Source organism: Amycolatopsis sp. NPDC023774, from assembly GCF_040639695.1.
Taxonomy (GTDB): Bacteria; Actinomycetota; Actinomycetes; order Mycobacteriales; family Pseudonocardiaceae; genus Amycolatopsis.
On record NZ_JBFAAJ010000002.1, the window covers coordinates 132600 to 151281 of the forward strand.

Here is an 18682-nt window from a genome sequence, read left to right on the forward strand (position 1 = left end):
GCCGACTGGCCGCTGCCGCCGATCCAGCCGAGCTTGATCTCGGATGCGGCGAAGGTCGCGGTCGAGGCGGCGAGCCGCACGTCACACGCCAAGGCCAGCTCCAGGCCGCCCTGAAGGCGAAGCCGTTGACGGCTGCGATCACCGGCGTGCGCAGGTCGCGGATCGTGTCGCCGTCGTCGGCACGCTCGCGGAAGGCCGGCGGTTGTGGCGTAGCGGTCCAGCTCACCGATGTCGCTGCCCGCCCCGGTCGGCACGATCGCCCGCACGTCCGGGTCCGCGCCCAGCGCCAAGGCATGGGAGCGCGGGGCCCGGCCATCTCCGCCGTGATCGCGTTGCGCTTCGCCGGCCGGTTCAGCGTCAGCACCGCGACCCGGCCCGTGACCATACAGTCCACTTCGGACACACTTGCGCCGGACCCGCTGCCGTGTCTAGGTTCCCCCTCGGCCCCGGATCGGGCCGCAGTATCCCCACGAGGATCGAGGTCAGCCGTGCTCATCGTTCGTTTCCGTTCCCCGGGCGGAACCCACCCGGCCGTCGGCGTCCGCACCGCGGACACCGTCCTCGAGCTGCCGGTGACGTCCATCGGCGAGCTGCTCGCCCTGCCGCTGCACGAGCTGCGGGACCTGTGCGCCGGCGCCGACGGCCCGTCGCACGACGTGGCCGGCGTCCGGCTCCTGCCGCCCGTCGACAGGCGCACCGAGGTCTGGGCGGCGGGCGTGACCTACCAGCGCTCGCGCGAGGCGCGGATCACGGAAAGCGAGCGCGCCGCCGACGTCTACGACCTCGTGTACGAAGCCCCGCGGCCCGAGCTGTTCTTCAAGTCCGCCGCCTGGCGCGTGACCGGCGACGGCGAGTCCGTGGCGATCCGCACCGACTCCGGCATCGACGTGCCGGAGCCGGAGCTCGGGCTCGTCGTCAACTCCCGGGCCGAGGTCGTCGGGTACACGGTCGTCAACGACATGAGCTCGCGCAGCATCGAAGGCGTCAACCCGCTCTACCTCCCCCAGGCCAAGACCTACCTGGGCGGCTGCGCCGTCGGCCCCGGCATCCGGCCGGCCTGGGAGGTGGCCGACGCGTCGAACCTCCCGATCGAGCTGGAGATCCACCGCGCCGGCGCTCTCGTGTGGTCCGGCGCCACCAGCACATCGTTGCTGCGCCGCACATTCGACGAGCTGCTGGAGTACCTCTTCCGCGCCGACGTGTTCCCCGACGGAGTGGTGCTCGCCACCGGCACCGCGCTGGTGCCGGACCTGCCCTTCACCCTCGCCGCCGGCGACCGGGTCGCGATCACCGTCGGCGAGGTCGGCACCTTGACGAGCACCGTGGTGTCCGGAAAGGACGAAGTGGCGAAGCTGCTCGAAGCCCGGTGACGTCAGCACTGTTTCCGCTGCCGCAACCGGGCGGCAGCCCGACGCCGTGCCTGTACTCGCCGGCCCGCAACGACGCCGTGCGCCGCACCGCGGACGGCCGGCGCCTGGCGCGGTGGTGGGCGGCGTCCGACCAGGCGCCGATCAACGCGCACAACCGGTCCAGCTTCGGCTGAAGAGGCATTCGCGGTCGAGGAGTCGCTGTTCGAAAGGCCGCAGATCGGCGACGTGGTCGCGCTGGCGGCCGAGCCGGGTGACGGGCCGATCGTGATCGGCAACGCGTTCGTCGACGTCGTGGTCCGCAAAGTGCGAACGCGCAACCGGATGCGCCTGGACATCCGGTCCCCACGCCGGGATTCGTGGCAGCTCGACGCGGCAGCGTTCGGCTGCCTCAGTTTCCCGGCACCGGAGCTGATCTCCGCCCTGCTGGAACGGCGGTCCGCGCCGTGAGCCTGCGCGGGCTGACCATCCGCGTCGGCGGTGGCGGCTCCGGCATCGGCCGGGCCGCCGCGCTGCCTGCCTGCGCGAAGGCGTCACGGTCACCGTGGTCGAGCGCTCGGCCGAGCACGCCGCCGCGCCGCGGGCCGACGCCACGTCACAGCCGCTGACCATGGTCGAAGGTGACGCGACCTCGTCCGAGGTGCTCGGTCGGCGGTGTGCACCGGCGGGCCGGGTCGACCAGCTGACGTGCTGTGTCGGCGTGTTCGACCACTACGCGTGGGTTCGCGAGCTGCCGGTGTCGGATCTCGTCGCCGCGGCCGAGGAGACGTAGCGGACCAACGTGCTCGCCGCGCTCGTGGCGGTGACCGCCACCTGGCGCGCTGCGCGACGCGCGGGCCGGTGGCGGTGACCGAGTCCGCGTTCCACCCCGTCGGCGGCGAGGTGCTCTACGGCAGCTCGAAGCGGGCGTTGCGCGGGGTTGTCCAGCACCTGTCGGTGGCCCTGGCGCCGGCCGTGCGCGGGAACGGCGGGGCGCCCGGGCGGCACCTCGAGCACGCGCTGTTCGGGACTGACCGCGCTCGGCGGCACGGAGTCCACTGTGGAGCGCAGAGCGGGCCGTTCGGAACGCATCGCGGCCGGCACGCTGCTCAAGACCACGGCCGCGCCGGACGACCGCGCGGGGTGCGTTCGGGTACTTCGCCGACCCGGTCGCCGCGCGCGTGGTGACCGGCGTGGTGATCAACACCGGCGGCGGGCGGCGCCCTGTTGACAAGATTGTCGACGACATTGTGACCGTCGTGCACACCTGATTCCCGGACCACCCGGCCCGCCGCGCAGACGGGTGCGGGATCGCGCCCGCGCTGCCAGAGTGGATCATGACCGGACGAGAGGAGCTGAACGGCATGAGCGACCACCGAGGCGCGGTGAACCGGTGGTGGCGTGTCAAACCGGCCGATCCGGGTGCTCCGGGTGCTTCTCCGACACGACGGACCCGGCGACCGGCCCCCTTCGTCGTCGGCCTCCGCCGTACGTCCCCGGCGTGGTCGACCCGCCTCGACGAGGTGCTCGAGTTCAACGCGAGCCACTGAGCCCTTCGGGGAACGACTCCCGCGCGCCCGACCGGGGAGGGGACGGGCGCGCGGGTCCTTCGAACCCGCGCCGGGCTGGGGTTCTGATCCGTCGGCGGACGTGCGCCTGCTGGCCCACCGTCACACAGCCGCACCCGGCACACCGGCCGAAACCGGCGGATTCCGCCGCAGCGCGTCCAGCACGACCTGCAGCGCCGCGCGCTGCGGTGAGCCCCGGCGCACGGCGGCGGTGATCGTCCGCGTCACCGGCGACGCGAGCTCGCGCGTCGTCACGCGGTACCGGGGGTCGACGGCCAGGCCGGGCAGCAGCGTGATCGGCAAGCCGGCCTCGGCGTGCTGCAGGGCGAGCATGTAGTTGCCGAAGCGGCACACCGCGCGCGGCTCGAAACCCGACTGCCGGCACAGCCGCAGCGTCAGGTTGGCCATGTAGGACTGCGGCAGGTCCAGCGACCACGCCTCGTCCGCGAACGCCGCCAGGTCGACGGCGCCGCGGCGGGTCGCGGGGTGATCGGGCGGCATGACCAGCACGATCGGGTCGGTCGCGAGCGCCACGAGGTCCACGTCGGGGTCCAGCGGCTGCTCGACGAAGTCCGTGGTCGTGATGATGAGGTCCGCGTCGCCCCCGCGCAGGGCGGGCATGCTCTCGTGCGGTTCCAGCTGCAGCACCTCGACCTGCAGGTCCGGATGCGCCGCAGCCAGCCGGGTTACGGCGGGCACCGCGAGCGCGTGGACGGCGCTCTGGAACGCGCCCAGCCGCACCAGGCCGGCGGGTTCGTCACCGAGCCCGCGCAGCTCGGCCTCGACCGTGGCCATGTGGTTCGAGGATCGCCCGGGCGCGGCGCGCGAGGATCAGCCCGGCCGGAGTCAGGCGGACGTGGCGGCCGGTGCGTTCGAGCAGCTTGGTGCGCGTTTCGGTCTCCAGCACGGAGAGTTGCTGCGACACGCTCGACGCGCTCAGGTTCGACGCGCTCGCCACCGCGCGGATGGTGCCCAGGGTGTCGAGCCGGCTCAGCAGGCGCAGGCGCCACGGGTTCAGCACCGCTTCATTGTGCGGTTGGGCCGAACAGAACGTCCGGAATGGTGAGCTGGACGTGTCGCTCGGCGCCGACCTACCGTCGGGGCATGGCTGCTCCGACCACTGTTCCGCTGTCGGCCGACACGTTCTGGACCGGCCGCCGGGCTCCGCGGGGCGTTGCGCTGGACCGGCCCGGCCGGAAACTGCTGTCCGGGATGAGGTCCTCGATCCGAGGTGGACGCGCAGCTCTACGCGGCCCGGGGTTCGATCCGCGTGCCGCGCGGGACGGTGACCGACAGGAGGTCGCCGGGGGCGTCGAGTTCGAGGCGATGCCACCGTCCACACGGGACGATCGCCGCGGTGCCCGGGGTGAGCGTGGCCGGGGTGTCCTCGTCGCGGAGGTACAGCCGGAAGCCGCCGGTGAGGCAGCAGACGAGTTCGTCGGCGGCGGCATGGATCTCCCAGTGGTCGGAGTGGACGTCGGCGTCGGTGGTGGCGTGGAAGGTCATCAGATGCCAGTCGTCGGGCTCGCCGTCGAAGGCGCGGGGAGCCGCGTTGGCGTGGCCGTCGTCGTGGAGGTGCAGGAAGGAGGTGAACAGGTCGATCGGGGTCATGGGTTTCCTTTCGAGGGGTCAGTCGGCGAGGCCGCGACGGAGGGCGGCGGCGAGTTCGGCGATCTGGCGCTGCGACACCTCGGCGGACAGGATCGCCTGCGAGCCGTGGAAGGTGCCGGGCCACTGGTGCAGCTCGGCGGACACGCCCGATTGGAGGAGGCGCAGCGCGTACGTGATGCCCTCGTCGCGAAGCGGGTCGAACTCGGCGGTGGCGACGTACGCCGGCGGCAGGCCGGACAGGTCGGCCGCGCGCGCCGGGGCGGCGTAGGGCGTGCCGGGGGCGTCGCCGAGGTAGTGGCGCCAGGTCGCGGCGAGTTTGTCGCGCGTCATCCACGGCGTGTCGGTGAAGGTGCGCGCCGACCAGGTGTCCTGGCGGTCGTCGAGCTCGGGCTGGTTGAGCAGCTGGAAGCGGATCGCCGGCCCGTGCTCGTCGCGGGCCCGCAGCGCGATCGCGGCGGCGATCCCGGCGCCCGCGCTGTGCCCGCCGACGGCGATGCGGGCCGGGTCGATACCCAGGTCCGCCGCGTTTTTCCCGGCCCAGGTCAGCGCCGTGTACGCGTCGTCCACCGCGGCCGGGAACGGGTGTTCCGGAGCCCGCCGGTAGCCCACGGAGATCACCACGGCGCCGGCGCCGTCCGCGACGCGCGCGGCCCAAGGGTGCTCCGTGTCGAGGTCTCCCATGACGAAGCCGCCGCCGTGCAGCCAGATGATCGCGCCGTGGGCCTGCCGCGGCCGGTAGACGCGCACGGGGACGTCCCCGTCGGCGGTGTGGTCCTCGATCGTGAGGCCCGCGGTGTCGGGCGGCGGCGCGGAGGCGGACAGGCCGGCGAGCTTCTCGCGGGCGGTGACCGGATCGTCGAGGTCAGCGGGCGGGAACAGCGGGAGGAAGGCTTCGAGTTCCGGGTTCATGCCGATGATCCTGCCGCTGCTCGGGCGCCGAGTCGCCCGCCGGCCGTCGCGCGAAATCGCCTGATGCCGCGACGCTCGCCGCGTACGCTGCCGGGTATGGAGGCGTTGGTCGTCCGGCTCTCGCAGCTGGACTCGGAGGCCGAGGGCGCGATCCGCGTCGTGATGTTCTACGACACGCTGATCCGCCGGCGCGTCGACCTGCCCGCGCTGGCCCGGGCGTCGGCGGGCCTGGCCGAGTGCGTGGCCGGCATCCGGCTCGACGGCACCGGCCAGACGTTCCGCGTCGCCCCGGACGGCCCCGCGCCCGCCTCCGGCCGCGCGTCGACCACGGTCGCGATCACGCTGGACGACGAGCAGATCGGCGCGGTCTGGCTGGAACGACAGTCGCCGCTCCCCCTCGACCGCCTTCTGCTCGACCGCCTGGCCATCGCCGCGGCCGCCGTCGTCGAACGCTACGGCCCCGCCCGCACCACCATGGCCGACCCGGCCCTCGTCGAGCTCGCCATCAGTCCCGGTACCGACGATGCCGCCCGCGCGCGGGCCCTGCGGCTCCTCGGCTTCGCGGCGGACGCGGCGGTGCGCGTCGTCGCCGTGCGCTCGCCGCTGCCGCTCGACCAGCTCGGTGCGTTGGTCTGCCCCACGCGCCCGGTGAAGGCTGCGCCCCTGGGTGAGGTCGGCGTGCTGCTCCTCACCACCGTCGACGTCTCGCGGTTCCCGGCGCAGGTGCGGGCCGGGATCGGGACAGTGGGGCCGTTGCCGCGCTCGTGGCTGTCGGCGCGCACGGCGCTGCGCTTCACGACGTCGCGCCGGCCGGTCGTGGACTACTGCTCGCTGGGGGCCTTGGCCCTGCTCGCGCACGTGCCCGGCGATGCCGCCCGCGACAACACCGACGTGGCCGCACTGGCCTCCCTGGCCGCCGACGACCTGGACACGCTCGACGCCTACTGCGCCACGGGCTCCGTCCGCCGCGCCGCCGACGTGCTGCACCTGCACCACAGCAGCGTCGCCCGCCGCCTCGACCAGCTCGGCAAGACCCTCGGCTACAGCCTGGTCTCCCCCACCGGCCCCGCGCGCGCCCAACTCGGCCTCACCGCGTGGCGGCTGCTGGAGGCCTGAGTCAGCGCGAGACGAGGGCGGTCTCGCCGTCGGAGCAGGAATTCACCATGCGGCCACGGTCTCGACCCGACCCCGGGCGACGTCGTGCTTCAACGCGGCCGGATCCGCGGGCAACGCCGGGCCACGTCCACCGTCACGCCCCGCAGCTTACGGATGTCCGGGCCCACGGCTGGAGTTCGTCGCAGCCGCCACGCTGAGGCCGGGCCGTCCACTTCGGTCTGAAAAAACTTCCGGAACCGGTGAACCGCAGGGGATCCGGCAGCCGTGTCCTCGTCGAGTCGCCCGGACGAACCGGGTGCCAAGAACAACGGGGAGTGTTCTCATGTTCCGCAAGCAGGCGATGTTCCTGGCCGCTTTCGTCGCGGCGGGGGCCGCGGTGCTGTCCGCGTGTGGGGCAGGCAGCGACAGCGCGACGACGGCGCCGGCGGGGGCGGACGACCTGCGCGCCGCCGCGGCCGCGCCGGCTGCCACGCTGACCGCGACCAGCGCGACCCTCTTCGACGACGCCGCGTTCTCCGACAACGGCGCCTCCCAGGGCATCTCCGGCAAGGGCTGCCAGACGCTGGCCCGGCCGAAGGTCACCTCGTCGCTGACGACGACCGGCACGCTGAAGCTGTGGAGCGGCGCGAACTGCACCGGCAAGTCGATCGTGGTCACCGGCAACGTGAGCAACCTCGCGAAGCTCGGTTTCGACAACAAGACCGTGTCGGTGAAGCTGGCCGGCGATGACAACGGCGGGAACAACGGAGGCGCCAACGCCAACCTCACCTCCACCTTCGCCCTCCTCGACAGCGGCAAGAACTTCTCCGAGCCCGACGGCTCCCAGGTCGCCGCCGACAAGGGCTGCAACGAGGTCCGCAACCCCGACCTCGTCCGCTCCATCGACGCCGACGGCACGTACAAGATCTGGACCGGCGCGAACTGCACCGGCAAGTCGATGCTGATCACGGGCGACGCGCCCGACCTGGAGAAGATCGGCTTCGACCGCCAGGTCGCCTCGATCCGCCTCGCCGGCTGACGCGGCAAGCACACCAGCACGAATAAAAGCGCCGAAAGGATCCCGGAAACCCCGGGGTCCCTTCGGTGTTTCCGGGAAGCGTCAGGAAAGCGCCGCGGCTTACTGCGCGCGAGGAGCCGACCGGCCCCAGTCCCGCGTGCCGCTCACGGAACACCTCCGGGTCGTAGTCGGTCTGCCGGCCGAAGTCGGCCACACGGCCTCGTCGGCAGTCCGCCCGAGGACCACCGTCACGCCGTCACAGCCGAGATCACCGCATTCGGGGCAGACGAACAGCGGCACGCGGCCGTCGGGCAGCGCGTCGACGCCGAGTGAACACAGCGACTCGCCGAGCCCGGGACCAGACGGAGCCCGTTCACGCGTCGAGGTAACGACACAGTGCCACGACGAGCCACCGAGTTCACGCGTTCGTCCAGCGTTCACACCGTGCTCATCCGTGAGAGGGCGCCTGTTCGGCCCGGGTCGGAACTGTCGGGTGGCCCTGTTCCCCGACCCCAGGACGGATTCCGTGGCCGATTCACGCGTTCGCCGGTGGCACCGCAACCTCCGTCGTCCCCTCGTCGCCGTCGCCGGACCAGTGCTGGTCCTCGGTGCGCTCACCGCGCCCGCGGCCAGTGCGGCGCCCGCCGACGACGTCCGGATCAACGAGGTGGTGACGACCGGCGACGTCAACGACTCGATCGAGCTCTACAACAAGGGCACCGCGGCCGTCGACATCTCGGGATGGATCCTCAAGGACGACGACAACGGCTCGAACTACAAGATCGCCTCGGGCACCACGCTGGCGCCGGGCGCGTTCCGCGCGTTCGACGTGCACGACGAGTTCGGCCTCGGCTCCGAGGACGAGGCGCGTCTCTACCTCGCCAACGGCAGCACGCTCGTCGACAGCTTCAGCTGGCACGACCACTCCGACCCGTCGTGGTCGCGCTGCCCCGACGGCACGGGCTCGTTCCGCCAGGCGTCCGCGCTGACGCTGGGCGGGCCGAACGCGTGCGCTGGCTCGGGCCAGGGCACCTCGCCGGTCGCGTGGCCGGGCAGCGGTTCGGTGTCCACGGCCGACGCGTCGAACGTCTTCGGCGAGGACCTGTCCGGTCTGTACCAAGAGGGCGGCGTGCTGTGGGCGGCCCAGAACTCCGGGAAGCTGTGGCGCCTGGTGCCCAACGGCTCCGGCGGGTGGTTGCCGGACACCGCGTCGGGCTGGTCCTCGGGCAAGAAGCTGCATTTCCCCAACGGTTCCGGGACACCCGACGACGAGGGCGTCACGGTCACCGGCTCCGGCTCCTCGGCCGGCGTCTTCGTGGCCACCGAGCGCGACGACGACAAGTCCGGCACCAGCCGGCTTTCGGTGCTGCGCTACGACGTCAGCGGCTCGGCGACCGCGCTGAACGCGGCGAAGGAGTGGAACCTGACATCGGACCTGCCCTCCGTTGACTCCAACTCGGGCTTCGAGGGCGTCACCTGGGTGCCGGACGCGTCGCTCACCGCGGCGGGCTTCACGGACTCCTCCACGGGCGCGGCCTACTCCCCCGGCCGCTACGGCTCCCACACCGGCGGCGTGTTCTTCGTCGGCGTCGAGGGCACGGGCATGATCTACGGCTACGTGCTGCAGGACTCCGGCGCGTTCACCCGGGTGGCCTCGTTCGGCAGCGGCATGGAGGGCGTGATGGAGCTGCAGTGGGAACCGCAGGCCTCTCGCCTGTGGGCCGTCTGCGACGACACGTGCGATGGGCAGCACCGCACGTTCCAGGTGTCGTCGGGCTCCTTCACGACGGCCGCCGTGTACCAGCGGCCGACCGGGATGTCGAACTACAACAACGAGGGCTTCGCCGTCGCCCCCGCGAGCGAGTGCTCGGGCGGCTCGAAGCCGGTCTACTGGTCCGACGACAGCAACGACGGCGGGCACGCGGTGCGGAAGGGCAGCATCAGCTGCTGACGTGCGCGAGTCTGTGGTCCCGGCCGTGAGCCGGCCGGGACCACAGCCGTGTTCAGGCCGGCTTCCGGGCCGCGAGCCGTTCCACCGTCCCGAATTTGAGCCGCTCCGCCCGCGTGATCTCGAAGCCCGCGGCGGTGACCAGCGGCAGGGGGCGGCGGGTCTGATGGTCGCCGATCTGGCGGAGGGTGACGCGTTCCAGGAGGCATTGGGCCCAGCGCAGCGGACGGTGGTGGCTGCCGATGTGGTCGAGCAGCAGCAGCGCGCCGCCGGGGCGCACGACACGGTGCATCTCGGCGATGGCGGCGCGGTCGTCGGGGAAACCGCACAGGCCGAGGGTGCAGACGACGGTGTCGAAGGTCGCATCGGGGAACGGCAGTGCTTCGGCGACCCCTTGCCGCAGCGTGACGGGCCGGCCGAGGTCGTCGGCGCGCCGGCGAGCCAGCGCCAGCATGGCGGGGCTGAGGTCGAGACCGGTCACGCGGGCGTCGGGCGGGTAGAGACCCAGGTTGCGCCCCGTGCCGATGGCCACTTCCAGCACCTCGCCGTGCGCCTGCTCGCACACCCATTCACGCCCGCCGCCGAACTGGACGCGTTCGAGGAAGCCGATGCTGCGGTCGTACCGCGAGGCGTACTTGTCCCACTGGGCGCGGAGCCAGGCGGGTTCGGTCATCGGCTCAGGTTCGCGACGGGCAGGCCCATGACGGCGCAGGTCCGCTCGTCTCCGGGGAATACGCCGACGGCGCCGGCTTCGACCCCGACGGCGGCCGAAGTGAGGACACACGCGACCAAGGGCGGCACGGTGGGGCTGTGCCATTCGTAGTAGTCGTCTCTCCAAGCCGTGACGCAGATGTCCATGATCGCGGCGGCGATGTCGCCGCGTCCGTTCGGGCTGTTGCCGTTGATGCCGGCCGGGACGTGCTGGTTCGGCGCGGGGCTGGTGATGTCCGCGGTGTGGTAGCAGTAGGCGATCTCGCGGTCGTTGGGCTTGGCGTAGGTGATCTGCCCGGACGAGGCCGGGGACACCGGTTCGTGCCGCAGCACCGCGACCGCACCCAACGCGGCCACGACGACCGCCGCGGCCGAGCCGGCCAGCGCCAGCCGGGCCCGGCGCCGCACCGAGCGCGCGCCCTGGGCCGCGATCGCCTCGAAGTCCAGCCGCAGCGGGGGTTCGTCGGAGCCGAGGGCGCGGTCGAGCAGGTCCCGGGTCATGAGCTGGCTCCTTCCGTCAGCAACGTCCGCAGCGTGGCGAGAGCGCGGGCCGACTGGGATTTGACGGTGCCCTCGGTGATGCGCAGCGTCTTCGCGGTGTCGGTCACCGACAGGTCGCAATAGAACCGCAGTACCAGCACCGCCCGCTGCCGAGGACCGAGTGTGTCCAGCGCGGCGCGGACGTCGGCGCTGTCCTCGGGCATCGCGTCCGGACGCGGCCGTTCGGGCGGCGCCGTCAGCACCTCCGCGCGACGGTGCGGCCGGCGCGCGGCGTCGATCGCCAGCCGCGCCATGACGCGGCGGGCGTAGGCGTCGATGCCCGCCGGGTCGAGGCGGTGCCAGCGTTTGTACAGTCGCAGCAACGTCACTTGCACGATGTCCTCGGCCAACGCCCAGTCCCCGCACAGCAGGAACGACACCCGACGCCACCGCGGCGCCCGGTCCCGCGCCACGTCGGTGAAACTCGCCCGATCCGCCACGCCACCCCTCTCGTCGCCGTCCCATACGAGCCGGGATGCCCCGGAGGTTGCACGGTCCGGGTCAGGAGCGCCGGCAGATGTCGTCGGACGGGGTGGGGCACCAGCCGTCGGGGGTCACCGTGCAGGGGGCCGGCCCCAGGCACCAGCCAGGCGCGACGGCCGCCGACGAAGTGGCGGGCACGGCCAGGGCGCCGAAGGCGAACGAGCCGGCCAGCACACCGGCGGTCAGGAATCTGCGCATATCGCCGACTCTGCCCGATTCGGGCACCCCACACCAGCAACGACGACCGAACGACGGCGCCGAAGTGGCCCCCGGTTGGGATACTCCCCTCTGCCCCCACGAAGGGAGACGGCTGGTGGTGACGCGGGAGCACGACATCACGGCGCGGCGGTGGCTGCAGCCGGAAGCCGGGGCTGGAACGGGCAGTGACCAGGTGTTCTTCCGGAGGCGGCACGACCTCGTGATGGTCGCGGAGCGGGCCGTGCGCACGTTGCGGGAGCAAGTGGTGCAGTACCTCGACGTCGCGGACAACGTGGTGCGCCGGGTGACCGTGGACGTCACCGACGGCGACGAGCGGCTGGCGCGGCTGGACGTGGTCGACACCACCGCGCCGTTCGGGCTGACCGTGCGTGAACTGCAGGTGGCCACCGGCGTCGCGGGTGGGCTGGGCAACCAGGACATCGCCAAGGCGCTCCAGTGCTCACGGCGAACGGTGGCGACGCACCTCGAGCACATCTTCACCAAGACCGGCACGAACTCCCGCGTGACCGTCGCGACGCTGCTGGCCGAGCTCGACGCCTACGCGGCACCCCTGCCCGCCATCGAGCTGGTGCTGCCGGCGAAGTTGCTGGCCCTCCTGCGAACCAGACCCCCGGCAAAACCACGCACGGCCAAGCCCCGGCCCGCGCTCATCGGCGCGGTCTACGCGGCGGCCGCCGGACCCGAGGTCGTGGCGATGCGCCGCGGTGACAAGCTGGCCGTCACCGAGCTCAATGCGCGGGGCGGCGTCGCGGGGCGGCAGGTGGAGCACGTCGCGCTCGGGGCGACGCCGGAAGGCCTGCAGGACGCCGTCGAGGAGCTGACGGCGCGCGGCGTGGACGCCGTTGTGTTCGGCAACTTCCCGCTGACCTACGCGCGCAAGGCCATCGCGACGGCCGCCACCGCCGGGGCGCCCGTGCTGCACAGCATGACCGGGCCCGCCCTCTCCGACGACGTGCACGCCGACCCGCGCGGCCTCGGCGCCGTGTTCCAGGTCTGCTCCACCGAATCCGCTTACGTACCAGGCCTCCTGCGCACGCTCCCCCACCTCGACCACGGACGGCGCCGCAGGCTGGCCGTGCTGCCGCGCGAAAGCACCTTCGACGCGTCGATCCCGGAGCAGGTCGAGCGCCACGCCGCCGCAGCGGGCTGGGAGCTGGTGTTCGCCGAACCGGTGCCCGACCACACCGGAGACTTCACGAACGTCGTGCGGCAGCTGGAGCGCGCGGAAGCCGACGCCGTCTCGTTGTCGAGCTTTCCGGAGCCGACGCTGCGCGCGTTCCTCGCCGCCGCCGAACCGCTGCGGGACCGCACGCTCGTACACGTCGCCTGGTCGCCCGCCGCACCCGGCTTCACGGACCGGTTCCGCTCGCTGTCCGAAGGGCTGCTGTGGTCGACGGTCATCGGCCACGTCGACAGCCCCGCCTGCCACGCGTTCGAGCAGCGCTACCGCGCGGCCTACGGCGGCGAGCCCGGCCTGGGTGCCGCCGCGGTGCACTTCGACATGGTCAACGTGCTCGCCCAGGTGTGGAGCCAGGTCAGCAGGCCGTGGGACTTCGCGGCGGTGCGCCGGCAGCTGCGCTCGGTCGCGTCGTTCGGCGTCACCGGCGCGCACCAGTTCCTCGGCCGCGGTCAGCGCGGCCTCAGTTACCCCGACGACACCGGCGACCCGACCCGCGGCCACCCGCACCTCGTCTACCGCATCGAAGGCGGCATCCACCGCCGCCTGGCCCCGGCGCGGTTCAGCTGAGCCACGACGGCGAAGTCACCGACCCGATGCCGTCCCCGCCGTCCACCGGCACCGACCGCCCGTTGACCCACGACGCATCTTCGCTCAGCAGCCACGCGACGACGGCGGCGATCTCCTCGCGACGGCCCAGCCGCCCGCTCACTGGCCGCCTCGACCCCCTCGACGTACGAGCGCGGCACGGGGTTCACCTGCGAGCCGACGTCAACGAACCCGGGCGCGACGGCGTTGCAGCGGATGCGATCGCGCCCGTGTTCCAGCGCGAAAGCCCGCACCAGCGCGTCCAGAGCGGCCTTCGACGCGGCGTACACCGCGGTGCCCGGCCGCGCCCGCGTCGCCGCGCCGCTGCTGACGAACACCATCGCCCCGGGCCGGCCCGCGGCCACACACCTCCGGACGAACTGCGCGCCCGCCGCGAACGCCGAGCGCGCGTTCACCGTCAGGACCCGATCGAACAGCTCCTCGTCACCATCCGACACCGGCGCCGCCGGATAGAGCCCCGCCGCGTGCACGAGCGCGTCGAACCCGCCGTGCGACTCCTGCAGCCGCGCCACCGCCGAAGCCACGTCCGGTCGCGCCAGATCCAGCTCCGGCAGGTCCGCGCCGACGACCGTCCACCCGTCCTCGGTCAGCCGCGAGCCGATGGCCCGCCCGAGGCCACCGCGAGAACCCAGCAGCAGCACCGATTTCAGCACCGGTCACCGTCCTTCGAGGACTGGCCGGAACCGCCGTGCGACGTCCGCACAACGTTCGAACCCCACGCCCAGCTCCCGGCAGCCGACGACGAACCGCTCCAGCGCCGCCATCCGCGCACCGCGGCCGACGACCTGCGGGTGCAGCGTCACCGTGGCCACGCCGCCGGGCACGGTCTCGGTCAGGTAGCGCACGTCGCGCAGGAACCGCTCGAACACCGCGTCGGCGTCCTGCAGCCCCGGCATCACGCCCTGCGGCAGGCGCAGGTACTCCAGGTGCGGGTAGTCGTCGAGCGTCCACGACACCGGGAGCTCGACGATCGAAGACGCGGGCCCGAACCGATAGGGCCCGTCGGGATCGCAGACGTCCCCCCAACGCGCGAAGTACGGCTCGAAATCCGTGCCCATCAAGGAAGAGTCGTACTCCACGCCGAGTTCGCCGAGGATCTCGATCGTATTGTCGGTGAAGTCCCAGCTCGGCGTCCGGTGCCCGGCGGGCGGCGCGCCCGTGAGCTTCTCGATCAACGCCGCCGAACGCCGGTTCACGGCCAGCTCGGCATCACGATCCAAAATGGACACAGGTTCGTGGGCGTAGCCGTGCAACGCGATCTCGTGCCCGGCCGCGGCGATCGCCTCGCACTGCGCCGGGTACGTCTCCAAAGTGTGCCCGGGAATGAAGAACGTCGACCGCACCGCGTGACGCCCCAGCAGATCCAGGATGCGACCGATCGCGTACGCGCCGAACTCCCCGCGCGACACGGGTCCGGGCGTCATCTGACCGCGCGCGACCCACAGGGAGATGGCGTCGAAGTCGAACGTCAAGCAGACAGTCGGGCTCATGCGACGGCGGCCTCCTCGGGCTCGAACTCGGTGCGGACCGGAAGGTCGGCGGGATCACCGTCGAAGAGCCGGTCGAGATCCCAGCGGGTGTAGGCGTGCCGGCTCGGCGGGCCCGGCGCAATCCACAGCACCCGATCCGTGAGGTCCATGACCAGCGAGTACACCGTGCAGAACTTGTCCGACGCGGGAACGTCCGGGTCGGGGTGGCGGCAGATGCCGTCCGGGAACGACCACTCGTCCCGCAGCGTCGCGACGACGTCGGCCACCCGCACGCGCCGCTCGTCCAGCGCGGGCTCCAGCAGGTGCCGGGCCCGGGCCGGCCGCAGCTGGGTCAGCGCGCTGGTGGCGGCTTTCTTGTCCTGCAACGGAAGGTTCGCCTGGAAGTGGTTGGAGTGCGTGATCAGCCCCTGCTCCGGCAGCAGCGTGCCGAAGACGCCGGGCGCGAGCTCGAAGTCGATCGACTCGCCGCCCGCGTCGGCGAGCAGCACGTTGCCCGAGGAGATGCGCTCGACAGGCAGCAACCGCTTGTGCGCCACGGACATCGTCGGCGACTGCAGCACGCCGCGCAGCAGGTAGTGGTACGGCACGCCGCGCCCGCCGTGGTCGAGGTCGGAGATCAGCAGGTTGGCGCACACGCCCAGGCCCGCCGAGTTGAGGCCGCTCTTGGCGAACATGCCCGCCTCGGTCAGCGACAGCACGGAGAACCCGGACTCGTCGCGGGTGGCCAGCAGGAACGTGACCTCGGCCTGTTCCGGGTGCCAGTCCCAGTTCTGCGCGAGCAGCGTGTGGCCGTCGGCGGTGTAGCGCGGAAGCACGGACACCGACGTGCAGCCTTCGTCGCGGTAGCCGGTGCCGTAGAGCATTTCGGTGCGCGCGTTGAGCGCGGCCAGGCGGTGCGCCGGGTGGCCGGAGCCGTCGGCCATGCCGTGGAGCATCGCGGCGATCTGGGGGACGTAGGACTCGGCGACGTCGAGGTAGATCCGGCCCCAGCGGTCGATGTCGGCGTCCGACAGGCCGGCGTCGTCGCGGAAGCGGCCGACGTAGGTGGCGAGGCTGCGTTCGATGAGCTCGGCGGTCTGCGTGCCGAGCTGTTCGCCCATCCGGTGGTAGCTGCCCTGCACGACGATCAGGCGGGGAGTGGTCATGGCGGTGCTCATTTCAGCTCGGTCCGGTAGGTCTCGGGCATCCGGCAGACCGCCACGAAGGTGATGATCGCCGCGGCGGTGGGCAGGGCGGCCACCACGAGGGCGTTGCCGGTGGCGTCGATCAGCGCGGTCGCGATGAAGCCGGCGGTGCCGCCGAAGGCCATGACGGAGAAGTTGTAGCCGATGCCCAGCGCCGAGTAGCGGACGTTGGTGGGGAACAGCTCGGCCAGCGCCGCGGGCCCGGGCCCGGAGAACGCGGCGAGGACGAGCGCGATGAGGATCTGCCCGAGGTAGGCGCCGGCCGTGCTGCCGGTCTGGAACAGCCACATCACCGGGAACGTCAGCGCGATGAAGCCGCCGGACCCGATGAGCAGCAACGGTTTGCGCCCGATCCGGTCGGACAGCACACCGAAGATCCAGATGGCGACGGTCAGCACCACGAGCGCGACGAGGTTCGACGCCTCGACGGTGCCGGAGTCGAGCTTCACCTGCGTTTTCAGGTGTGTCGGCAGGTAGGTGAGGAAGAAGAAGTACGCGACGGTCCAGCTCACGGTGAAAAAGAACCCCAGCGCCATCGCGGATTTCTGCGTACGCAGGGCCAGGCGCAGGGGGCTCGAGCTGACCTCCCCCGCGGCCTTCTCCGCACGGTAGAGCGGCGTGTCTTCGAGCCCGAAGCGCAGCACGAGCGCCACGACGGCCGTCAGCGCCCCGACGAGGAACGGGATGCGCCACCCGAAGTCCTTCATGCTCTGCTCGGTCCAGAACAGCGAGTTGAGCGCGACGACCCCGGCGGCCACGAGGAAGCCGGCGGCGGTGCTGACCTGGTTGAGGCTGCCGTACCGGCCGCGGGCCTTCGGCGGGGCGTACTCGACGAGCATCGTCGCCGACCCCGCCCACTCGCCCGCCACCGCGAAGCCCTGGAACAGCCGCAGGATCACGAGCAGGATCGGGGCGGCGAGCCCGATCGTCGAGTACCCGGGCAGCAGGCCGACCAGCACCGTCGCGGCGCCCATGAGGACCACGCTCAGGATCAGCGCGGGCCGTCGGCCGACTTTGTCGCCGATGTGGCCGAACACCACCGTGCCCACCGGGCGGGCCAGGAAGCCGACCGCGAACACGGCGAACGTCGAGAGCAGCGACGAGAACGAGTCGCCGGCGAAGAACTGCGCGGACAGGTAGACGGCCGAGTACGCGTAGACGAGGTTGTCGTACTGCTCCAGGAGATTGCCGATGCTGCTCGAGACGACGGCTCTCAGCTGGAGTCTCGGGGTGTTCGCCCCCGTGGCGGCGTGCGCGGGGTGCACGGTCATGGTTCCTCCTCGGGAGTGGGTCAGGACGCCGCCAGGTACCCGCCGTCGACGGGCACCAGCGCGCCCGTGACGAACGAGGACTCCGGGCCGGCGAGGAAGGCGAGCACGTCGGCGAGCTCGCCGATCTCACCCGCACGCGCCATCGGGGCACCGTCGACGCGGGCGCGCAACGCGTCGGGCGGCAGGTGTTCGAGCAGCGCCGTGCGGAACACCCCGGGCAGCACCGCGTTCACGCGGATCCCGCGAGCCGCGAGCTCCACGGCGGCGACCTTGGTCAGCTGGTGCACCGCCGCCTTGCTCATCTGGTAGGCCACGGACGACGGCACGGTCCCCTCGCCCCCGGGCGGCGTGGTGACGCCGTAGATGGAGCCCACGTTCACGACCGCGCCCCGGGTGGCGACGAGGTCGTCGGCGAAGGTCTTGATGCCGCGCCACGGGCCGAACGCGTTCACGGCCAGCACGCGGGCGAAGTCGTCGTCGGAGGTGGAGAGCAGGTCGTCGCGCGCGCTGACGCCCGCGTTGTTCACCAGCAGCCCGACCGTCCCGAAGTGCTCGTGCACGTGGTCGCGCAGCCGCTCCCACGACGCCGGGTCGGTCACGTCGAGGTGCGCCCGGTCCTGGTCGACGCCGTCGAACCGCAGGTCAGCGCGTACGACGGTCGCGCCCATGCGGGTCAGCCGGTCCGCGAAGCCGGCCCCGAGCCCTCCGGCCGCGCCGGTCACCACCGCCAGCGTGTCCACTCACGTCTCCTCCCGATCGACGACGGTGCCGGGGAAGGTAGGCGGGCGGGCCCGGCTCGGCATCGGTCGTTCGACCGATGTGCGTGCCGCGGGGGTTGACTCGGCTGCGAAGATCGCAGCGACCACGGGGGGCGGGATGTGGGATCTGCTGCACGCGTGGCGCGAGTGGCTCGCCGGCCACGACACGGCGCAGCTGCGCGTGTTCGGCATCGCCGTGCTCTGGTGGGGGCGGATCGGGAAGACGCTGGAGTTCCTCGGCGGCTTGACGGTGGTCATCGACCTGCTGGGACGGCAGCGGATGGAGACCTTCCACGCGTCGCTGCGCCACCGGCGCCGGCGGCTGGCGCGGTGGGTGCCCTACTGGGTCTGGACCCTTCTGCGCCGCCCGGTCCCGGCCGGCGCGGCCCCGGAACCGGCCCGCCCGGAAGCGCACGAGAAGGGGCTGCGGGTGGCGTGGTTCGCCGGCACCGCCGCGATGGCGATTCTCCTTTACGCCGGCGTGCACTACCTGTACGCGCCGCCGAGTGACCCCATGCCGTGGCCCGTGGCGCTGATGTTCATCACCATCGCCGCCCCCACCGTCGGCGGCCTCGTGCTGGGCGGCGGCGGGTACGTGCTGGGGTTGTTGCTGGTCGAGGCGTTCGTGGTGACCACGCTCGGGCAGCTCAGGACCCGCGAAGGTCTCGAATCGCGGCTGAAATGGATCGGCCTGGTCATCTTCGTCTTCGGGTTCTCGCTGGATCTGCTCTCGTCGTAGGGTCTG

Annotated in this window: 20 protein-coding genes and 3 pseudogenes; 9 read left to right on the plus strand and 14 right to left on the minus strand. The window is 72.3% G+C overall.

Annotation, left to right across the window (positions count from 1 at the left end; genetic code table 11):
• Window positions 1-47: 47 nt before the first annotated feature.
• A pseudogene (locus tag AB0F91_RS06560) lies at window positions 48-266 on the minus strand (hypothetical protein); the annotation flags it as partial.
• A 222-nt stretch (window positions 267-488) separates the two neighbouring features.
• On the opposite strand from AB0F91_RS06560, the gene AB0F91_RS06565 reads away from it, so the two are divergent.
• The 4 genes from AB0F91_RS06565 (at window position 489) to AB0F91_RS06580 (ending at window position 2139) form a co-directional block, all read left to right on the plus strand.
• On the plus strand, window positions 489-1370 hold the full coding sequence (locus AB0F91_RS06565) for a fumarylacetoacetate hydrolase family protein (protein WP_360595372.1): 882 nt from the start codon (window positions 489-491) through the stop codon (window positions 1368-1370).
• Entirely contained in the window at window positions 1367-1543 is a 177-nt protein-coding gene (locus AB0F91_RS06570; RefSeq protein WP_360595373.1) for a hypothetical protein, read from the plus strand. Before AB0F91_RS06565 ends, AB0F91_RS06570 begins: the two co-directional genes overlap by 4 nt.
• Window positions 1544-1595: 52 nt before the next feature.
• Entirely contained in the window at window positions 1596-1817 is a 222-nt protein-coding gene (locus AB0F91_RS06575) for a hypothetical protein (protein WP_360595375.1), read from the plus strand.
• A 94-nt stretch (window positions 1818-1911) separates the two neighbouring features.
• Complete coding sequence (locus tag AB0F91_RS06580; protein WP_360595377.1) at window positions 1912-2139, plus strand: hypothetical protein; 228 nt, start codon at window positions 1912-1914, stop codon at window positions 2137-2139.
• Between the two features lie 877 nt (window positions 2140-3016).
• Here AB0F91_RS06580 and AB0F91_RS06585 read toward each other — a convergent pair.
• From AB0F91_RS06585 to AB0F91_RS06595, 3 genes and pseudogenes are all read right to left on the minus strand, one after another.
• Window positions 3017-3935 (minus strand): annotated as a pseudogene (locus AB0F91_RS06585) (LysR substrate-binding domain-containing protein).
• A gap of 224 nt (window positions 3936-4159) precedes the next feature.
• Window positions 4160-4525: a hypothetical protein gene (locus tag AB0F91_RS06590; protein ID WP_360595379.1), complete on the minus strand. Its 366-nt coding sequence runs from the start codon at window positions 4523-4525 to the stop codon at window positions 4160-4162.
• Between the two features lie 18 nt (window positions 4526-4543).
• Complete coding sequence (locus tag AB0F91_RS06595; protein ID WP_360595381.1) at window positions 4544-5434, minus strand: alpha/beta hydrolase; 891 nt, start codon at window positions 5432-5434, stop codon at window positions 4544-4546.
• A 96-nt stretch (window positions 5435-5530) separates the two neighbouring features.
• Between AB0F91_RS06595 and AB0F91_RS06600 the strand changes: the two genes are divergently transcribed.
• The 3 genes from AB0F91_RS06600 to AB0F91_RS06610 all read left to right on the plus strand — a co-directional run bounded on the left by AB0F91_RS06600 (window position 5531) and on the right by AB0F91_RS06610 (window position 9498).
• Entirely contained in the window at window positions 5531-6550 is a 1020-nt protein-coding gene (locus AB0F91_RS06600; protein ID WP_360595383.1) for a helix-turn-helix domain-containing protein, read from the plus strand.
• A 322-nt stretch (window positions 6551-6872) separates the two neighbouring features.
• The gene (locus tag AB0F91_RS06605; RefSeq protein ID WP_360595385.1) at window positions 6873-7568 is read left to right on the plus strand and encodes a hypothetical protein; all 696 of its coding nucleotides are present in this window, start codon (window positions 6873-6875) and stop codon (window positions 7566-7568) included.
• 505 nt (window positions 7569-8073) lie between these two features.
• Window positions 8074-9498 carry a lamin tail domain-containing protein gene (locus AB0F91_RS06610; RefSeq protein WP_360595387.1) on the plus strand — a complete coding sequence of 475 codons (1425 nt, stop codon included), beginning with the start codon at window positions 8074-8076 and terminating at the stop codon, window positions 9496-9498.
• Between the two features lie 52 nt (window positions 9499-9550).
• Here AB0F91_RS06610 and AB0F91_RS06615 read toward each other — a convergent pair whose 3' ends face one another.
• From AB0F91_RS06615 to AB0F91_RS06630, 4 genes are all read right to left on the minus strand, one after another.
• Window positions 9551-10168, minus strand: a complete 618-nt coding sequence (locus tag AB0F91_RS06615; RefSeq protein ID WP_360595389.1) for a methyltransferase domain-containing protein — start codon at window positions 10166-10168, stop codon at window positions 9551-9553.
• Window positions 10165-10707 (minus strand): hypothetical protein, encoded by a 543-nt coding sequence (locus tag AB0F91_RS06620; RefSeq protein ID WP_360595391.1) that lies wholly within the window; start codon window positions 10705-10707, stop codon window positions 10165-10167. The genes AB0F91_RS06615 and AB0F91_RS06620 overlap by 4 nt, the downstream gene beginning before the upstream one ends.
• On the minus strand, window positions 10704-11186 hold the full coding sequence (locus tag AB0F91_RS06625) for a sigma-70 family RNA polymerase sigma factor (protein WP_360595393.1): 483 nt from the start codon (window positions 11184-11186) through the stop codon (window positions 10704-10706). Before AB0F91_RS06625 ends, AB0F91_RS06620 begins: the two co-directional genes overlap by 4 nt.
• Window positions 11187-11247: 61 nt before the next feature.
• Window positions 11248-11427 (minus strand): hypothetical protein, encoded by a 180-nt coding sequence (locus tag AB0F91_RS06630; RefSeq protein WP_360595395.1) that lies wholly within the window; start codon window positions 11425-11427, stop codon window positions 11248-11250.
• Between the two features lie 115 nt (window positions 11428-11542).
• Here AB0F91_RS06630 and AB0F91_RS06635 point away from each other — a divergent pair, with 115 nt between their 5' ends.
• Complete coding sequence (locus tag AB0F91_RS06635) at window positions 11543-13195, plus strand: ABC transporter substrate-binding protein (protein ID WP_360595397.1); 1653 nt, start codon at window positions 11543-11545, stop codon at window positions 13193-13195.
• On the opposite strand, the gene AB0F91_RS06640 is transcribed toward AB0F91_RS06635, so the two are convergent.
• From AB0F91_RS06640 to AB0F91_RS06665, 6 genes and pseudogenes are all read right to left on the minus strand, one after another.
• Window positions 13188-13337 (minus strand): SDR family oxidoreductase, encoded by a 150-nt coding sequence (locus AB0F91_RS06640; protein ID WP_360596275.1) that lies wholly within the window; start codon window positions 13335-13337, stop codon window positions 13188-13190. The two genes, AB0F91_RS06635 and AB0F91_RS06640, sit on opposite strands and share 8 nt — an antisense overlap.
• Window positions 13338-13449: 112 nt before the next feature.
• Window positions 13450-13887: pseudogene (locus AB0F91_RS06645) on the minus strand (SDR family oxidoreductase); the annotation flags it as partial.
• A gap of 3 nt (window positions 13888-13890) precedes the next feature.
• The gene (locus AB0F91_RS06650; RefSeq protein ID WP_360595399.1) at window positions 13891-14724 is read right to left on the minus strand and encodes a polysaccharide deacetylase; all 834 of its coding nucleotides are present in this window, start codon (window positions 14722-14724) and stop codon (window positions 13891-13893) included.
• The gene (locus AB0F91_RS06655; protein WP_360595401.1) at window positions 14721-15869 is read right to left on the minus strand and encodes a C45 family peptidase; all 1149 of its coding nucleotides are present in this window, start codon (window positions 15867-15869) and stop codon (window positions 14721-14723) included. The genes AB0F91_RS06650 and AB0F91_RS06655 overlap by 4 nt, the downstream gene beginning before the upstream one ends.
• Before the next feature lie 8 nt (window positions 15870-15877).
• A complete protein-coding gene (locus AB0F91_RS06660; protein ID WP_360595404.1) occupies window positions 15878-17179 on the minus strand; it encodes an MFS transporter in 1302 nt (433 codons plus the stop codon).
• Window positions 17180-17199: 20 nt separating this feature from the next.
• Window positions 17200-17919, minus strand: a complete 720-nt coding sequence (locus AB0F91_RS06665; protein WP_360595406.1) for an SDR family oxidoreductase — start codon at window positions 17917-17919, stop codon at window positions 17200-17202.
• 136 nt (window positions 17920-18055) lie between these two features.
• On the opposite strand from AB0F91_RS06665, the gene AB0F91_RS06670 reads away from it, so the two are divergent.
• Window positions 18056-18676 (plus strand): hypothetical protein, encoded by a 621-nt coding sequence (locus tag AB0F91_RS06670; protein WP_360595408.1) that lies wholly within the window; start codon window positions 18056-18058, stop codon window positions 18674-18676.
• Window positions 18677-18682: the final 6 nt, after the last annotated feature.